Here is a 16,878-nt window from a genome sequence, read left to right on the forward strand (position 1 = left end):
AAGTTATTCAAGCCTGATCCGGCCATCTGTCAAAGGGCTGTTTTTCAAGCTGCATATTACCGTCTGCATCTTTGTAGATATTAATCCAGGCCTGCCAGTTCTCGTCATCGATTTCAGGATAATCAAGCCGGTAATGACTGCAGCGACTCTCTTTGCGCATCAGTGATGCCTTTAATTTCATTTCAGCTGTGACAATCATATTACGGGTTTCATGGGCAAGCCTCAGGTGATGCCGGTCCTCCGCCAGCAACATGGGTACATGATGCTCTTTCAGTTCCTCCACATACGCCAGAGCACCATTCAGCATTCTTTCCTTTTTGATATACAGAACGAAGTTGGGGATCATTACCGCTTGCAGAACCTGTGTTACCCATGCGGGGCTGTAGCCTCTCTCCCGCTTCAGCGGAGCGAGAATCTCTTCATTGATTTGTTCCAGCCTGTTTTCTGGCATGGGGACACGTACAACACCGGCACTAGCCTTGGCTGCCGCCTCACCGGCAATAGCTCCCTGCACCGCTGAACCAGCCAGAGAACTACCGATCTGGGTATAGATACCGCCTGACATATAGGAACCCAGCGCATCCCCTGCTGCGTATAGTCCGGGAACCGTACTCAAACCAGTATCATCAATCGGGACAATACCTTCCGATTTGTGGATGGCCATACCTGCCGACGAACCCCCGACTGACTCGCCCCCCATTCCAGGAGGTCCACCGGGTTTGTTTTGCCTGAACAGAGACAGCAAACCCTGGTCCTGCGGTGGCGGTGGTGGCCCGCCAGCCTGACGGAATGCCAGAGGAACATAGGGACCGCCAGGAACTTCAGAAAATGTTTCGTTTTTGTGGCTGCCAGGCTTTGGAGGCCCCATTTCCACGGGACCACCGAGCCGATATGCACGGTAGTTAAGATCTACACCCAGATGGTGATTAATGCCTACTCCGGTGACACTTGGGCGTTCTTCAACCTGACCATGCCAGTTGTCATAACAGGAGCCGGAATTTTTTGCAGACGCCGGATGACCGTCATTCCATTCTTTGCCTGTTATTTTGGCACCAATATCGTAGGCCATAATGGAACCATCGTGGGTCAGGTCGCACACAGGGAAACCACTTGGCTTGAATCCACCCGACCCGGTACAGAGAACGACGGTTCTGGCCGAGAAGTGCAGTATGTCGTTTTCATCCAGGCTGAATCCCGAAGCGCCCACAACGCGACCTTTATCTTTCACAAGGTGCGTGATCATCACACGCTCAATTACCGGGATACCGCGCTCCTCAATGGGCCGCTTAAAGCTGTTGGCGTATAAGGCTGAGTCAAAGAATCCCCATGACTTCAGTTCCTGAACACGGTCATAGGAATGTTCTGCAAGCTGCCGGGTGAAAACCGGATTGTTGGTGCCTATGGCAGATTCCGAAACTCCGGCAACAAAATCGTCGATGCTCATCGAGGCATTCGACTTGTCGTAGCTGAAAATGCCCTTGGCAAATGGCGTCAGACCAGAACTTCCCAACCGGCCCTTCGCGACCATGGTGACTTTAGCTCCGGCGTCATGCGCTTTAACGGCCGCAAACAGAGCAGCCATACCGCCGCCAATCACAAGCACATCCGTTTCCTGCGTACTCTGCCTGAACTGGCTGGCGTTTATTTTGGGTCTGTTTACAACAGGTTCGGCACCAAAGGCCATCGAAGCAAAAGCCGCCGCACCAACAACACCGGCAGTAGCCCCCATAAATGTACGTCGCGACATTGTTTTATCGGAACACATAATCGCTACCTCCAGGAGACCATAACCGGAATACTTTTTTCCGGTGTGATCGTGATCGCATCAACGGGGCAATAAAGACGGCACAGATGACAGATCTGGCAGTCCTCAGGGTAAGCAATCACGGCCTTTTTACTTTCTTTGTCAAACTGAATCACATCGGTCGGGCAAGTGGAGATACAGGTTTTACAACCGATACAACCAGATATCTGATGGATTGGCATAGCCTTACCTCTTCGACTTATGTTTAGAAAGAAAGTTGCTCATAGTGAATATTCGCCTCCGGAATCCCCAGGGATCTCAGATTTTCTGTCACCGACGAGATCATGCCTGGAGGGCCGCACAGGTAAACTGCCCAGTCTTTGGCAAGCTCAGGATCTATGGCGTCTGCAACGCAATCCTTCACTATAACGCCCTGGCGAACACCGGGAACCTTTGTCGGGTTCTTGCACACCAGTTGCTGCCGGAAGTCAGGCATGGTTTTTTGCAGAGATTCAATTTCTCCCTGCAATACCATCTGCTCATAATCCTTATTGCCATAGATCAACCGTATCGGGCGTGGATCTTGATTTGCCGCCAGCTCCCTCAACAGGCTTAACATCGGGCCAATACCCGCACCGCCAGCAATCAACGTAATGCCCCGGGCTGCTTCACTGTCACGCAAACTCATACTTCCATAAGGCCCGTCCACATAGACTTTCTGGCCAATGGTTAAGCTGTCGAGCTGCGAGGTGTAATCTCCCAACTCCCGAATTACCAGCGTAATTTCCGGTAGTTCTTCGCGGCAGGATGCGATAGAAAACGGATGCTCATTCATACTGTGGACGGAGCCGCTGGTATTCATCCAGATAAACTGTCCCGCCTCAAAACTGAAATCCTGTGATGAGTCATTGCGAAGCTTGACCAGCCAGTCTCTGCTGCTACCTCTGGTGATACTGATCAGGGTAAATGGTGACTTTTTCAGCCTGGTCTTTTTGACCAACTGGTTATACAGAACAATCCCGACAGACATTGCGCACAAACCCCACCAGAGGATATTGAATTGCTCATCAAACTGCCCGTGACGGCCAACGCTGGTTATGTGCAAAGTGGCAAGTACACAGATAACAACAAAACCGAGCAAGTGGGTCAGATGCCAGGTTTCATAGCTGATCCTGAGCCTGTCTTTGAAGATGGCAGACAGAACCCACAGGATCATCACAACCCAGGCAATCAACCCTGTCAGCAATTGCGGAGACGTGATCGCTTCAGCCAGGCTTGTCATACCATCGTCAAACGAGACCAGAAAGCGCGGCGCCAATATCAACATCGGATGGAGTAAAAAGACGAAGCCTATCCACTTTCCTGCCCTTTTGTGCTTCGACATGCTCCAGTCGATATTGGAAAACACAGGAAGGTGTTTGAAGCGCCCTGCCAGCGGGAACTGAGTAAAAAATGCCATCATGGCAACCGTGTTCAGAAACACTAGCGTTGCCGAATAAAACCCTTTGTAGTCGATATTCAGCGAAAAGGTGGCTAAATAAGGAATCAGCAGTATCGCGAGATAAGCAAGGACCAGATTGCTTTTTCTGATCTGGAATAGCCGGCGTACCGGACTGCTCAAGTTTACTGCCAATGAATGTTCACTCATCTCTCACCCAGCCCCGCATTGAAGCAATGTAAAATTCCGTCAGATCCAGCAGCCGCTGACAGCGGGAACAGACACTTAACCTGCCCCCACTCCACTAATCACAGAGTTTACAGCCAGATTGTGCAGAAAACGTGCAGATGAAATGGATATCCCGGGGATTCGGAATCAGAAGTCACCCTGCTGTTTTCAGGGAATGGCGAATTCCTGTCCGGTCACACTCAACGAACAATGTCTTCGCCTCCCAGTGACTGATAGAGCCGGGCCTGAACCACAAACTGGTTATAGCGGCTCTCCAGCAGGGATGACTCAATGCCACGACGGGATTCCATAGCATTGAGCCAATCAGTGATGTCGCTCTCGCCATGGGTGTACCTGCTCTGGTAAAGACGCTCTATCTCCCGGGCATTACTGAATTGCTCTTTATAGATACCACTCTGATAGTCATAGTGTTTTTTGGCGGTCAGCAGGTTATCCACTTCTTCAAAGGCCTGGTAGATGGTATCCCTGTAATCCACCACAGCCATCTGGTAATCGACTTCGGAGATCTCCTTGTTCAGCTGCATCTCACGCCACTCCAGAAAAGGCAGGACTATGCCGCTCCCCAGCTTGGCCACCGGATTCTGCAGCAACTCCACCAGGCTGGAGGATGACGTATTGAGTGCTCCGGTCAGAGTGATGGTTGGCAGGTAACTCGCAGCCACGGCATCTTTTGAGGCAAGTGCGGATTTCAGCTGATACAGGCTGGCCCTGATATCCGGTCTGCGCAGCAGCAGATCCGCCGGCAGTCCCGCGGCGATGTCCGGTACAGGCTGGTCGGGCAACTGTTCAATGGCTACACCCGTCTCCTGAAGCGGCTGGTCAAGCAATATGGAAATCGAATTCCGGGCTTCTGACAGTTCCTGCTGCAATTGGCTCAGCTGCAGCTGCAGATCAAACACGGCCTGCTTCGACTCAACCACCTCCAGCTGCGTGTTGGAGCCATTCTCATGTCGTAACCGGGTCAGCTCCGCAATGCGTTCGCTGTCCTTCAGGTTGTCACTGACCAGAGCGATCCTCTGTTCGAGATAGCCAACATTCCAGTAGAGGGTGGCCGTAGTAACCACCAGGTCCTGGGCCAGACTCTCCCTGTCTTCATAGCTGGCTCTCGCAGCCAGCTCACTGGCGTCCGCCAGGGCATTGATACGATCCCACAGGTCCAGCTCATAACTCAGGGACAGGCTCGCGCCGTAACTGGTATCCGATGACCCGGAATCCAGATCCCGCTGGTAGGAAGAGTCCTGTGCAAACCCCAGCCTGGGGAACTTGTTGTTTTCACTGACACCCGCCTCCAGCAAGGCTTTTCTCAAGGTCAGCGTTGCTTTTTCCAGATCGCTGTTGGATGCCAGCACCCGTTCTATCAGGCTATTGAGTGCCGGGTCCTGAAACCGGGTCCACCACCGCTCAGGCTGTGCAAGGGCCGCGCTGCCCTGCTCCTGTGCCCCTGCCTGAGACCAGCCCTGGGGGATATCCAGCTGTGGTTGCTGATACTCACTGCGCATGGCGCTGCAGCCAGCCAGTAACATGACGCACAGGGCCGCAGCTGAAGTCTTTATCATCAGATTCATTGTGTTCTCCTAGTCTCTGGAGAGTGCATCAATAGGGTTAAGCCGCGCGGCGTTACGGGCCGGGAAATAGCCAAAAATAATACCGATCAGGGTCGAGCACACAAACGCAGCAACTATCGACGCCGTCGAATAGATCATCTGGTAGTCGCTGCCCGTATAGGTGATGACAGCCCCCAAAAGATAGGCAAGCGCAACACCCAGAATGCCGCCACAGAAGCAGACTAATACAGCTTCAATCAGAAACTGACGCATGATGTCTCCCTGCCGGGCCCCCACAGCCATTCGTATGCCTATCTCGCCCGTCCGCTCCGTAACCGAAACCAGCATGATATTCATCACGCCGATGCCTCCCACCAGCAGTGAGATAAAGGCGATAGCGGAGATCAGCAGGGTCATGGTTTCAGAGGTCTGTTCGATGCTCTTGCGTATGGTGTCGGTGTTGATGGTGAAGAAATCCACAATACCGTGGCGGGTGGTCAACAGGTCAATGATTCCCTGCTCGGCCACTTCTGTGGACACATTGTCACTGACCCGGACGGTGATATCGCTGACATAGTTCTGCCGGTAGATACGCCCGGACACAGTGGTATAAGGCAGCCAGACATTCAGCTCATCACTACTGTCGGTGACACTGTCTATGTCATCGGTGACGCCAATGACCCGCACCGGCAGACGGCCAAGAAAGATCACACTGCCCAGCGCCTCCCCGTCGGGGAACAGCTCTTCTTCGGTGTTCGGGTCAATGACCGCCACCTGCTCCAGCGCTTCTACGCTCTCTTCATCAAATGACTGCCCCTGTGCCAGGGTATAACCGCGCACCCGGAAGTACTCGGTACCCACCCCCTGCACTGAACCGGTTACCGTTTCATTGCCGTAGCGGATCGCCACATTGGCTCTGACCGTGGGTGTCACACTGTCCACATAGGACAGATTTTTCAGGGCACCGGCATCACCGGCCGTCAGAGTGCGCACACGATCGGAACGACGGTCCCCCCGACCGGTGCCGGGTTTGATCTCAATGGTGTTGGTTCCCATGGAGGCAATCTGATCCATAATCGACTGCTGCGAGCCCGCACCCAGGGCCACCACAGACACCACGGAGGCAATGCCGATAATAATACCGAGCATGGTCAGAAAGGTGCGCAGACGGTTATTGGACATGGCGATCACCGCCATTCTGAAGGCTTCAAGATAACGGGACCAGTTCAGAGCAGGCCTTACCTTACGGGTTTTGCCTTCCATATCCCCCCGTACTGCAATTGGCACGCGGCTCTCTGGTACACCAGGGTTCGGCTGATCACGGATAATCTCGCCGTCTTTGATCTCGATAACACGGTCAGCAAACTCCGCGATGCCCGGATCGTGGGTAACCAGAATAATGGTGTGACCATCCTGATGCAGTTCCCGCAGCAGTTTCATCATTTCTTCGCCGCTGCGGCTGTCCAGTGCCCCCGTGGGCTCATCCGCCAGGATTACATCACCACCGTTGATCAGAGCTCTGGCCACACTGACCCGCTGCTGCTGACCACCACTGAGCTGGTTAGGCTTATGGTCCAGACGATCCTCCAGCCCGAGCCTGGTGAGCAGTTTTTTTGCTTTTTTTTCGCGCTCATGGGGACTGTCATTGGCATACAAAGCAGGTACTTCAACGTTCCCCAGTGCCGTGAGGTCACTGAGCAGGTGGTAACGCTGAAAAATAAAACCGAAATGTTCACGACGCAGAGCGGCCAACTCATCGTCATGCATCCTGGACGTATCCTGGCCATTTATGAGGTAACGGCCCCGGGTTGGCTTGTCCAGACAACCCAGGATATTCATCAGTGTGGATTTCCCCGACCCGGACGCGCCGATAATGGCAACCATCTCGCCACGATGAATTTCCAGATTGATGTTCTTCAGTACCGTCAGTTCCTGTTCTCCGGCACCAAAACTACGGTATACATCCACAACCTTCAGCAGAGCTTCAGACATACCCTAGAACCTCATGCCGCCGCCCACACCGGGGCCGCCGAGCCCGGGACGCCCACCCATAGGGAGGCCCGCATCGGCCTGATCACTTCCGGAGGACTGGCCAATAACGATCTCATCACCTTCCTCCAGTCCGGACAGGATCTGAGCGTAAATCTTGTTGTTGATGCCCACTTCCACATCGCGAGGTTCTGCGTGGTCGCCCTGCGTCACCAGCACCTGCCAGAAATCACCGCGGCCAGGCTTTCTGACCAGCGCCTGGGCTGGCACCAGCAGCGCATCCGCTGCGTTTTCCAGGACGATGGATACCTGCGCGGTCATGCCAAAGTGCAGTTCGTTATCCGGGTTTTCCACATCAAACAGGGCGTTGTAATAAATCGCTTCATCGTCGCCGATGGTCAGAGTCGTATCATCCCCGGTGAGGAGCGTCGGGCCGGGCTCAATGGACCGCAGAACGCCCGGATACCGTTTCCCCGTCGAACCCAGAATGGTGAAGTACACCTCCTGCCCGGGATGTACATGAATTATGTCGGCTTCAGACACCTGGGCTTTGACAGTCATGACGTCCAGCTGAGCCAGTTCAATAATGCTGGGGGTACTCTGATTGGTGTTTACGGTCTGCCCTTCTTCAACGGAAACATAAATAACGGTACCGTCCATTGGTGAAGAGATGGTTGTGTAGCTAAGGTCAAGCTTGGCATCATCAACGCTGATAACCGCTTTCTCCTTCTCGGCGCTGAGCTGATCCAGTTCTGCCCGGTAAACCGCCAGAGTGGATTCAGCTTCATCGTATTCTGCCTGCGAAGTGGCACCATCTTTCAGCATGTTTTTCTTGCGGATAAACTCAGCCTCGGCAGCCTTGATCTGCGCCTGCTTGGCCACATACTGGGCATTGATACTCTTGAGGGATGCCTGGGCTTCTTTAAGGGCGTTCTGCTGAGCAAGATTATCGATCTGGGCAATCAGGTCACCCTCCTTGATGTAGTCGCCAACCTCTACATCCATTTTATCGATCATGCCGGATACCTGAGCCCCGACGCTGACCAGCTTCGAGGGATAAAGCACCCCGTTTGCCAGTACCACGTTTTCAATGTTCCCCTTTCTGACGGTATCCGTAATGAAGGCGGGCGGAGCCGTTCCCGTCATTGTGTATTGGTAGCCTACAGCGGCGGCAATTCCGACGACGATCAGCAGAATGATAAAAGGAGACAGGATTTTCCGGTTCATGGCCCAATACCCACAGCGATTATGGTAACGATTCGATGAGTCACCGTAAGTCTATCGATCAGGCTCCGGACACGAGTGACAATGTTGTCATTTAACGACTGGCAGAGATAACTTCATCAAAACAATATCCTGTGAGCCTGGCTCCAGAGTCAGATCCCCCCCGTGGGCACGGGCGATTTCCCGGGACAGACTCAGACCAAGACCACTACCGGACACCCCCCGGGTGTGCTCTGGCTCACCACGATAAAAGCGGTCGAACAGATGCTTCCTGACATCCGCAGACATGGGAATGCAGTAATTGCTGATCAGTACTTCTATGGAAGATCCGTTTCGACAGGCCTGAATCGTCACCCCCTTCTCCGGAAGGCAGTAACGCATCACATTAGCCAGCAGATTATTCAGCAACTGCCTCAGTAACACCAAATCCGCTTTGGTGATCAAATCCCGCTCAATATCACGATGAATCACCAGACCATCCGACAACAGCTCCATATCGGCTATCAGTTCGTCCAGTAACTCGCTGATGTTGACCCGCTCCAGATGCAGCGCCATGGAGCCAGAGTCCGCCTGTGACAGAAGCAGAAGCTTACGGGTGATGGCAGATAACTGCCCCACTTCGTCCAGAATAGCGTTCAGATCCAGCTGCGAGGAGTCTTCAGCGAGCACCGCCTGCTCCAGCTTCCCCCTTAGCACAGTAAGCGGTGTTTTCAGCTCATGGGCCGCATCAGCAGTGAAGCGGGAAATCTGCTGAAAACTGTCTTCCAGCCTGTCCAGCATGGTGTTATAGGCTTCGATCAGCACCTGGAATTCTTTGTCTTCTTTATGTCCGGACAAGCGGTGGCTGAGATCCTTCTGCGTCACCAGCCCCATGGCCTGCTGCAGGTGGCGTACCGGGCGGATGGTGTGACTGGCAATCAGCCATGCCCCCAGAACGCTGAGCAGCAAAGAGATGGGAATCACAACGATCAGCGCCTGCTGCAGGGTGCTTTCCAGCTCGCTGGTAGTAGCGGACAGGTTCACCGCGATAAAGCTGGTTTTGTCTTCATTCTGAAAGAAGCCGGCCCGCCACGGATTCTGCTGATACTCAAAGGAGGCCAGCCGGCACCGTTCGTGGGGCTGCCCCGCGTTGACCCAGTCCAGCCGGTCAATTAACTCACGGGTACCGGCACCTGTCGTTTCTATCAACAGATTGTGTTCAGCGGATTCGATTCGGAGCATCAGTTGTCCGGAGGAGGCTACCCGTAACTTGTCAACCAGATCCTCAAGCAACGGCGCCAATGCCACATCGGTAGTTCCTGGGGTCGCCAGATTACGGGGAAAGCCGTTTTCATCAAAACGGGGAATGGTGCGCCTGGTTTCCATGCACAGGCGATCATCCAGACGCCCCAGCTCCACCTGCACAATGCGTGACCAGCTAAGAATGATCACAGTCGCGAGCACCGCACTCACCGTCAGGATGGATATGGCAAAAATTCGGATGCGGAAATGCATGCAACAGCCTCAGCGGGGACTCAGGCGGTATCCGGTACCCCGCACGGATTCGATAACACCCGCCATTTTGCCCGCGCTATCAAGCGAGTCAATCTTGCGGCGGATTCGTTTGATACACACATCAACAACATTGGTGCAGGGATCAAAATCGTAGCCCCAGACATGTTCCAGCAGCTGTCCCCGTGTGAGAACCTGACCGGGGCTGCGCATCAGGTACTCAAGCAGGCTGAACTCCCGGCTACTGAGTTCAGTAGTCTGTTCCTGACAGCAGAGAGTCCGGTTAATGCAGTCCAGTTCCAGCGACCCTACCCTGACCAGATGTCGGGGTGTACCGCCGTGCCGTCTCAATACGGCCTGAATCCGGGCATTCAGTTCTTCCACGTAGAAAGGCTTGGCGAGGTAATCGTCAGCACCCATTTCCAGCCCCTGAACTCGATCGCCCAACTCATTGCGGGCGGTCAGGAGAATGACAGGAGTATCAATACCAGCCTGCCTGAGAGAGCGCAGAACGTCCAGGCCATCACGGCCCGGCAGCATAATATCGAGAATGATGACATCGAAAACATTCTGACTCGCCGCCTCATAGCCCCGATGGCCATCGGCACAATGGGTTACCGTGAAGTTCCTGGCGCGCAATCCTTCACAGATAAAATCCGCAATTTTCTGTTCATCTTCGACAAGCAATATGTGCATCAGGATTTAGGTTGAGGCTCCGTCTATTACGCTTACTGTCTCTATCGATGAATTATCACATAAAAACAATAAATTGCCTTCCTCCCGAACAAATCACTGCTCAACGCACGCTATAGCCACGCGCTTCCAGACAGGCGGTCATCGCCCGCAAGTAATCACTGCGCCGCTCAGCACGCACCTTCTCACTGACTCCACCGCCATCCCGAGTCGGATCGTAGCCGGTCTGATCGCTCGCCCACTCGTGGCACTCAAAGCGGTCGCTGGCCTGCTGCTCTGCGCTTTGTGAATCGCGCGGATAGACGAACAGCTCTTCCGATGCCGGGTTTGAGACTACCGTCGCGTCAGCCGGGGGCTCGACCACCCTGTAACCATCTTGCTCATGCCGGTAATAGACGTCTCCATAGCGATAATAAGGCACTCCACCGATGGTCAGTATGATTGCTCCCCTCGGCAGGACAGGCACCACCAGGCCGACCGGGGGCGCCACTACCATGAATCGATTACCCAATGGCCGAAACCAGACACCATCGTGATAGTGGTAGGAATGACCCCGATAGTTATACACTTTGTGCCCCCGCGGTATCCGGTCAACCACCGCCCCGCGCGAAGGATGGAGAATGGCCTCCTGCCGGGAAACACCCGGATCCCGCCCAGAGGCGGCTTGTACAGGCTGCAGACTACTCAACGACAAAACAGTCACTATAGCTAGGTATCGGATTAGCTGTTTCATACTCATCTCCTGGTCAGCGAACGCTATAACCACGTGCATCAAGACACGCCGACAGGGCGCGTCGATAGGACTCAATACGGCGGTTCTCCGCCTCGACAACGCTGGCAGCATAGCGGGACTGGGCTGCTTCGGCGCGGGCCTGCTGGTCTGCATCCACGCTGGCTCCGGCCAACGCCCCTACCACCGCACCAATTACCACACCAGCACCCTGATGGCGTGGTCCCGATGCCAACGCGCCGACTGTAGCTCCAGTGACAGTGCCCGCTACCGTCGCGGCGCCTGCGGCTGGTTCAGGCACAACCTCAGGCACGGCCTCTGCAGTGTCGGTCTGAGCTGCCGGGTCATAACCGCTCTGGCGTACTGCCCACAAATAGCATTCATAACGATCCTGGCGAACCTGGCGTTCACTCTGGCCGTGTAGTGGATAGGCAACCACTTCGGCAGTATCGACGGACGGCGGAATGCTCTGCACGCTGGCGCGTGGCGCGGCACAACCGGCCAGCATTATTACGCCAACCCAGACCGGCACCATGGATGTGCCAAACAGTGCCATGAACCATTTAAAGGTTTTCCGATGGATTAACATCTTGTACTCCTGACCAGACCTGCCGGCTCTCATCATCAATCTCCGGATAATGCCGGAAAGGCCACACCGGTAGACTGCCTGCTTCGTTAGTCAGAAAGTTTACAAACGCATTGTGCAAAAAGTGTGCAGATGGAGTGGATATCCTGGGGAGTTGGTATCTGAAGTTATCCGCCAAAAACACAAAAGCCCATGAGGACATGGGCTTTTGCACGGCGACTACCTGCCAGTAATCATTACTGTCTATGATTACTTGATGGACTACTACACCTGTTAAAAGTGTAGATGCGATCCTCCTCAACAGCGTAGAAAGCGAGAGCACCGTCGTTTCCCCCCGTGCAGTCAAGGGCAAGATAGTTGCCCAGCCGCAGTGGTGCCGGAACTCTGGTATGGCCCGCGCAAACACGCCATACATCATGAACGCCTGACGCTATTGCCTCTCTGACCCGCTTCCGGCTCCAAAGCGCGTAATGTTTCGTTTCATCGTTGACCAGGTCGTCCCTGAAATCGGACCACCCCATCCCGACAGGAACGTCGGCATGAACTATCCCGATTATCCCCTGCTCAGATTCCAGTTCGATCGTAACCGGAAGAGATTTGAGTCGCTGGACGATCCGGAGGCGGGACCGCTGATCGATCAAATCCCACCAGGCCGCCCCTCCTGCAGGAGAAGATCCGCATGGATCATTGTCGTACGCCTGAATGAGCATCTGCTCATGGTTGCCCATCACCATGTGAAACCAGGGCTCGTCCAATAGCTTCAGTCCACCTGCCGGATCGGGGCCCCGGTCGACCAGATCCCCGACAGAAACAATACGATCATGCGCAGGGTTAAAATCAAGTTTGTTAAGGCCATGGAAAAAGTCGGGCATTTTGAAGTGTATATCGCCGACAATAAAATCACGGCCGCCCGTATTCTTGCTCAGCTTCAGAAAATCGCTCATCTCGCATTGCCTGTCGGAGCCTTACAATGGCAAAGCGCCGGAAAATTGTCCGGCATAGTCACGGGCAAATTGCGCCGCAATACGTCCGGAACGGGAGCCTCTCTGGGTTGCCCAGCGGTTTGCATGTATGACCGCCTCTTCATACGCCTCATCCGGTACCCCGTACTCTTTAAGCCAATGCCTGACGGCTTCAAGATATTCATCGGGCGAAAAGCCATAGAAGGATATCCAGAGCCCGAACCGCTCGGACAGGGAGATCTTTTCTTCGATTTCCTCACCGGGATGGAGTCTGTTGTCTGCACCCCGGGTCATATTCAGATTATCTGACATACGCTCGGCAATGAGGTGGCGACGATTGGAGGTGGCGTAGATCAGGATATTGGTGGCTTGTCCGGCTATGGAGCCATCCAGGGCAGTTTTGAGGCGCTTGTAGCCTATGTCACCCTCTTCAAAAGACAGATCATCACAGAATAATATGAACCTGCCCTGCTGGCCGCTCAGAATATCGATGACTTCCGGCAGATCGCCGATGCTTTCCTTGTCGACTTCAACCAACCGAAGACCCTGACAGTGGAATTCATGGAGACAGGCCTTCACCAGCGAAGACTTGCCCGTGCCCCGTGAGCCTGTCAGCAGCACGTTATTGGCAGGCTTGCCTTCAAGAAACTGAATGGTATTTTGCCGAATGAGCTTCTTCTGTCGATCTACCGACTTCAGTTGATCAAAGCTGATCAGTCCGGGGTTCGGAACGGGAAGCAAAACCGCTTTCCTTCCCCCTTGTGTCAGACGGTACTGCCACTGAAAGGCGATGACATCGGGGTCCAGTTGCTGATCGGGCTCCTTGGGATATGCCCGCTCCAGAGCATCTGCAATCCGAGTTAACTGTTTCAGCAGCTCGTGCTGGAGTGGCATAGATTGATTGGCGCTCATTGCTTGTAACCAGGGTTATCGTGGGGGATTAAGCTTGCCAACACCCGCCACCCCCGTCTAACGATGGATAGACCCCGATCGTCGATTAATGGACATTTTCGGATGAATTACGCGTTATTGGCAGACGGGAAAACAGACTGGCCCGGCTGAACCCATAAAGCCCCCCATTTAGCTATTCCGGGGCATCAATCAGACGCTTTGTGCTGGGACCTCTGGAAAGCCGTTGGCGCGATACCGAACTCACGGCGGAACATTGCGGTAAAGGCACTGGGATTGGAGTAACCAGCCTCCAGAGCGACATCAAGGATGCTTCGTCCCAGCGCAAGCTCTTCCAGTGCAACGAGCAACCGGGCCTGCTTTCGCCATTTTCCATAGGTGATACCGAGTTCACGGTCGAACCACCGCTGAATGGTCTTTACGTTGACGCCCAGGTGTGTGGCGCATTCGGCCAGCCCCCAATCCAGAGTGCGCGTAGCTACGAGGCGATGGCACAGGTCGCGCAGCGGGCCTTTCTGAGGAAGCGGCAAAAAAACCGAACCGGTTTCAGCCCGGGACAGCTCTTCAAGCAGCAAACTGAACACAAGCTCGTTTCGCCGATCCGGGTGTTCGCTTCCATCAACCTGTGACGCTGCGATCATGAGCTCTTTGGTTAACGGTGTTATTTCCAGCACCAGGCAGTCGCTGCCCAGGTTGATCGTGCGCTCGTCAAGGTAGACACTTTTGATGCTGACGGCGCCAAGTGTTCTGGTGCGGTGCCGAACTCCGGGCGGTATCCACAACGCATAGTTGCTTGGCACTATCCAGCAGCCACTCCGGGTGGTGACCATCAACACCCCTTGGGTGGAGAGCAGCACCTGTGCCTGCTGATGATGGTGCACGTCGATATCGATACCATCGTTGAGATCCAGAGCGAGGGTCGATACACCGCTTGCCGCTGCAGCCAGGCTATCGCTGGATGGCAAATGCTTTGAGATGTCCATAATTCAATGACAGATGCCCTTTAGTCGTTAGACGGACTTCAGCGGATCGTAGCATTATGACTCAGGTGATGCACACAAAGATTAAACTCAACTTGTAACGAGAAATTTATGAGTCAGTCTGTTTCAGATAAAACGCCAGACACTTTGTTTTTAGACAATCTACAAAAGATCGCGATTGTTTCTTCCGGCTGGCATAAGTCCATAGTTGGAAATGCCGTAAAGGCGTCCAAGGAGTATTTTGAAAAACATGGAGTTATTGGCGATAAAATCGCCCTTTATGAGCTGCCTGGCGCATTTGAGCTGCCCTTATACGTCAAAAAGCTCATTCAAAGGGGAAAGTTTGATGCAATCATTGCCTGTGGTTTCGTTGTAAATGGCGGTATATACAAGCAAGAATATGTCGCGTCTGCTGTCATTGATGGCCTTATGAGGGTCCAACTGGAATCAGGCGTGCCTGTATTCTCTGCCGTGCTTACTCCACATTATTTTCACGAACACGAAGACCATATAGACTTCTTCTCGCAACACTTTATTAAAAAAGGAACTGAGGTAGCAGAAGCCTGTATCCAGACTCTGGAAAGTCTTTACAAGCTAGAGAAAAACTGCGCTTAACAAGCAGGTGTTAATCGGTAAAAAAACAAAAAAGCCCATGAAAACATGGGCTTTTTATTAACCAACTAGTAGCAGTCAGTGCCAGCGAGCACCTGTCGCGGGGTCATTCCCACTCAATGGTCGCCGGGGGCTTGGAAGAAACGTCGTAGGTTACGCGGGATATTCCGCTGATTTCATTGATAATACGGTTGGAAACCGTTTCAAGCAGTTCATATGGCAGATGAGCCCAACGAGCTGTCATGAAATCAATGGTTTCAACGGCACGAAGTGCAACAACCCATTCATACCGGCGAGCATCACCAACTACGCCCACAGACTTGACTGGCAGGAACACCGCGAATGCCTGGCTGGTTTTGTGGTACAGGTCAGCCCTGTGCAGCTCCTCCAGGAAAATGGCATCGGCACGGCGCAGAATATCAGCGTATTCTTTTTTCACTTCGCCCAGAATCCGCACACCAAGGCCTGGCCCCGGGAACGGGTGACGGTAAACCATATCGTATGGCAGGCCCAGCTCAAGCCCGATGCGGCGGACTTCATCTTTGAAAAGCTCGCGCAACGGCTCTACCAGCTTCATTTTCATGGTTTCCGGCAAGCCGCCCACATTGTGATGAGACTTGATTACGTGGGCTTTTCCGGTCTTGGAAGCGGCCGATTCAATCACGTCCGGATAGATGGTGCCCTGAGCTAACCAGTTCACATCTTTAATACGCGCCGCCTCCTCATCGAACACATCAATGAAGGTGTTGCCGATAATCTTGCGCTTTTTCTCGGGGTCGCTAACGCCTTTGAGGTTCGTCAGAAAGCGCTCTTCAGCATCTGCACGAATGACTTTTACGCCCATGCTGCTGCCGAACATATCCATTACCTGATCGCCCTCGTTCAGGCGAAGCAGGCCATTATCCACGAATACACAGGTCAACTGGTCGCCAATGGCTTTGTGCAGCAATGCAGCAGTAACAGAGGAATCTACACCGCCCGACAGACCCAGCAGTACTTTGTCAGTACCCACCTGCTCGCGGATCTTCTGTACAGCGTCGTCAACAATCTTCGCAGGCGTCCACAGGGCTTCACAGCCACAGATAGACAGCACAAAGTGCTCCAGAATACGTTTACCCTGCAGGGTGTGGGTTACTTCCGGATGGAACTGGAGGCCGTACAGGTTACGTGACAGGTCCTGCATGGCTGCAATCGGAGCGCTTTCAGTAGACGCCAGCAGCTCAAAACCCTCAGGCATGGCCACAACCTTGTCACCATGGCTCATCCACACATCCAGCAGGGACTCACCGGTAGCGGTCAGATGGTCCGTAATGTCCTGTAGCAGAGGTCCCTTTGCGCGCACTTTTACCTGCGCATAGCCAAATTCGCGCTTTTCAGAGCTGGCAACACGCCCTCCCAGCTGTTCCGCCATGGTCTGCATGCCATAACAGATACCAAGCACGGGGATACCCAGGTCAAACAAGCCTTCAGGAGCACGCGGCCCGCCAAGTTCGGTAACGGATTCAGGGCCACCGGCCAGCAGAATGCCTTTGGGGTTAAACGCCTGCAGTTCTTCATCTGTGATATCAAAAGCACGTACTTCGCAATACACACCAACTTCGCGCACACGGCGGGCGATAAGCTGGGTGTACTGGGAACCAAAATCCAGAATCAGGATACGGTGGTCATGAATATTTTGGGCCATGGAATCCTCGGGAAAAATAAGCTGTGCGACTCCGGTCAGAGCC

15 protein-coding genes are annotated in these 16,878 nt (G+C 53.7%); 1 reads left to right on the top strand and 14 read right to left on the bottom strand.

From position 1 onward, the window contains the following. Positions 1–7 precede the first annotated feature (7 nt). The 13 genes from DS878_RS05575 to DS878_RS05635 form a co-directional block, all read right to left on the bottom strand. Complete coding sequence (locus DS878_RS05575; protein ID WP_222837442.1) at positions 8–1,747, bottom strand: FAD-binding protein; 1,740 nt, start codon at positions 1,745–1,747, stop codon at positions 8–10. 23 nt (positions 1,748–1,770) lie between these two features. Beyond that, positions 1,771–1,986: a ferredoxin family protein gene (locus tag DS878_RS15720; RefSeq protein WP_113814992.1), complete on the bottom strand. Its 216-nt coding sequence runs from the start codon at positions 1,984–1,986 to the stop codon at positions 1,771–1,773. Between the two features lie 23 nt (positions 1,987–2,009). Beyond that, the gene (locus DS878_RS05585; RefSeq protein WP_113814993.1) at positions 2,010–3,392 is read right to left on the bottom strand and encodes a ferric reductase-like transmembrane domain-containing protein; all 1,383 of its coding nucleotides are present in this window, start codon (positions 3,390–3,392) and stop codon (positions 2,010–2,012) included. A gap of 218 nt (positions 3,393–3,610) precedes the next feature. Then, positions 3,611–4,996: an efflux transporter outer membrane subunit gene (locus DS878_RS05590; protein WP_113814994.1), complete on the bottom strand. Its 1,386-nt coding sequence runs from the start codon at positions 4,994–4,996 to the stop codon at positions 3,611–3,613. Positions 4,997–5,005: 9 nt separating this feature from the next. After that, entirely contained in the window at positions 5,006–6,967 is a 1,962-nt protein-coding gene (locus DS878_RS05595) for a MacB family efflux pump subunit (protein ID WP_113814995.1), read from the bottom strand. Between the two features lie 3 nt (positions 6,968–6,970). After that, complete coding sequence (locus DS878_RS05600; protein WP_113814996.1) at positions 6,971–8,191, bottom strand: efflux RND transporter periplasmic adaptor subunit; 1,221 nt, start codon at positions 8,189–8,191, stop codon at positions 6,971–6,973. Between the two features lie 87 nt (positions 8,192–8,278). Beyond that, positions 8,279–9,682 (bottom strand): ATP-binding protein, encoded by a 1,404-nt coding sequence (locus DS878_RS05605; RefSeq protein ID WP_113814997.1) that lies wholly within the window; start codon positions 9,680–9,682, stop codon positions 8,279–8,281. 9 nt (positions 9,683–9,691) lie between these two features. Continuing rightward, positions 9,692–10,375, bottom strand: coding sequence for a response regulator transcription factor (locus DS878_RS05610; RefSeq protein ID WP_113814998.1), 684 nt, complete (start codon positions 10,373–10,375; stop codon positions 9,692–9,694). A gap of 100 nt (positions 10,376–10,475) precedes the next feature. Further along, positions 10,476–11,105 (bottom strand): DUF6515 family protein, encoded by a 630-nt coding sequence (locus DS878_RS05615; protein ID WP_113814999.1) that lies wholly within the window; start codon positions 11,103–11,105, stop codon positions 10,476–10,478. Positions 11,106–11,118: 13 nt separating this feature from the next. Beyond that, positions 11,119–11,691, bottom strand: coding sequence for a glycine zipper 2TM domain-containing protein (locus tag DS878_RS15725; protein ID WP_113815000.1), 573 nt, complete (start codon positions 11,689–11,691; stop codon positions 11,119–11,121). A 233-nt stretch (positions 11,692–11,924) separates the two neighbouring features. After that, complete coding sequence (locus DS878_RS05625; RefSeq protein WP_113815001.1) at positions 11,925–12,632, bottom strand: metallophosphoesterase; 708 nt, start codon at positions 12,630–12,632, stop codon at positions 11,925–11,927. A gap of 21 nt (positions 12,633–12,653) precedes the next feature. Next, the gene (locus tag DS878_RS05630) at positions 12,654–13,562 is read right to left on the bottom strand and encodes an ATP-binding protein (protein WP_113815002.1); all 909 of its coding nucleotides are present in this window, start codon (positions 13,560–13,562) and stop codon (positions 12,654–12,656) included. A 185-nt stretch (positions 13,563–13,747) separates the two neighbouring features. Further along, a complete protein-coding gene (locus tag DS878_RS05635; RefSeq protein ID WP_113815003.1) occupies positions 13,748–14,542 on the bottom strand; it encodes an AraC family transcriptional regulator in 795 nt (264 codons plus the stop codon). A 108-nt stretch (positions 14,543–14,650) separates the two neighbouring features. On the opposite strand from DS878_RS05635, the gene DS878_RS05640 reads away from it, so the two are divergent. Continuing rightward, complete coding sequence (locus DS878_RS05640) at positions 14,651–15,154, top strand: 6,7-dimethyl-8-ribityllumazine synthase (protein WP_113815004.1); 504 nt, start codon at positions 14,651–14,653, stop codon at positions 15,152–15,154. 103 nt (positions 15,155–15,257) lie between these two features. Here the strand turns inward: DS878_RS05640 and guaA are convergent, their stop codons facing one another. Further along, positions 15,258–16,835: a glutamine-hydrolyzing GMP synthase gene (gene guaA / locus DS878_RS05645; RefSeq protein ID WP_113815005.1), complete on the bottom strand. Its 1,578-nt coding sequence runs from the start codon at positions 16,833–16,835 to the stop codon at positions 15,258–15,260. Positions 16,836–16,878 lie beyond the last annotated feature (43 nt).

Source organism: Marinobacter sp. F3R11 (genome assembly GCF_003318275.1).
Lineage (GTDB): Bacteria > Pseudomonadota > Gammaproteobacteria > Pseudomonadales > Oleiphilaceae > Marinobacter.

Excerpts from the sequence above, each read along its gene's own strand:
- DS878_RS05575 (WP_222837442.1), bottom strand. The coding sequence starts at position 1,747 with ATGTCGCGACGTACATTTATGGGGGCTACTGCCGGTGTTGTTGGTGCG.
- DS878_RS15720 (WP_113814992.1), bottom strand. The coding sequence starts at position 1,986 with ATGCCAATCCATCAGATATCTGGTTGTATCGGTTGTAAAACCTGTATC.
- DS878_RS05585 (WP_113814993.1), bottom strand. The coding sequence starts at position 3,392 with ATGAGTGAACATTCATTGGCAGTAAACTTGAGCAGTCCGGTACGCCGG.
- DS878_RS05590 (WP_113814994.1), bottom strand. The coding sequence starts at position 4,996 with ATGAATCTGATGATAAAGACTTCAGCTGCGGCCCTGTGCGTCATGTTA.
- DS878_RS05595 (WP_113814995.1), bottom strand. The coding sequence starts at position 6,967 with ATGTCTGAAGCTCTGCTGAAGGTTGTGGATGTATACCGTAGTTTTGGT.
- DS878_RS05600 (WP_113814996.1), bottom strand. The coding sequence starts at position 8,191 with ATGAACCGGAAAATCCTGTCTCCTTTTATCATTCTGCTGATCGTCGTC.
- DS878_RS05605 (WP_113814997.1), bottom strand. The coding sequence starts at position 9,682 with ATGCATTTCCGCATCCGAATTTTTGCCATATCCATCCTGACGGTGAGT.
- DS878_RS05610 (WP_113814998.1), bottom strand. The coding sequence starts at position 10,375 with ATGCACATATTGCTTGTCGAAGATGAACAGAAAATTGCGGATTTTATC.
- DS878_RS05615 (WP_113814999.1), bottom strand. The coding sequence starts at position 11,105 with ATGAAACAGCTAATCCGATACCTAGCTATAGTGACTGTTTTGTCGTTG.
- DS878_RS15725 (WP_113815000.1), bottom strand. The coding sequence starts at position 11,691 with ATGTTAATCCATCGGAAAACCTTTAAATGGTTCATGGCACTGTTTGGC.
- DS878_RS05625 (WP_113815001.1), bottom strand. The coding sequence starts at position 12,632 with ATGAGCGATTTTCTGAAGCTGAGCAAGAATACGGGCGGCCGTGATTTT.
- DS878_RS05630 (WP_113815002.1), bottom strand. The coding sequence starts at position 13,562 with ATGAGCGCCAATCAATCTATGCCACTCCAGCACGAGCTGCTGAAACAG.
- DS878_RS05635 (WP_113815003.1), bottom strand. The coding sequence starts at position 14,542 with ATGGACATCTCAAAGCATTTGCCATCCAGCGATAGCCTGGCTGCAGCG.
- DS878_RS05640 (WP_113815004.1), top strand. The coding sequence starts at position 14,651 with ATGAGTCAGTCTGTTTCAGATAAAACGCCAGACACTTTGTTTTTAGAC.
- guaA (WP_113815005.1), bottom strand. The coding sequence starts at position 16,835 with ATGGCCCAAAATATTCATGACCACCGTATCCTGATTCTGGATTTTGGT.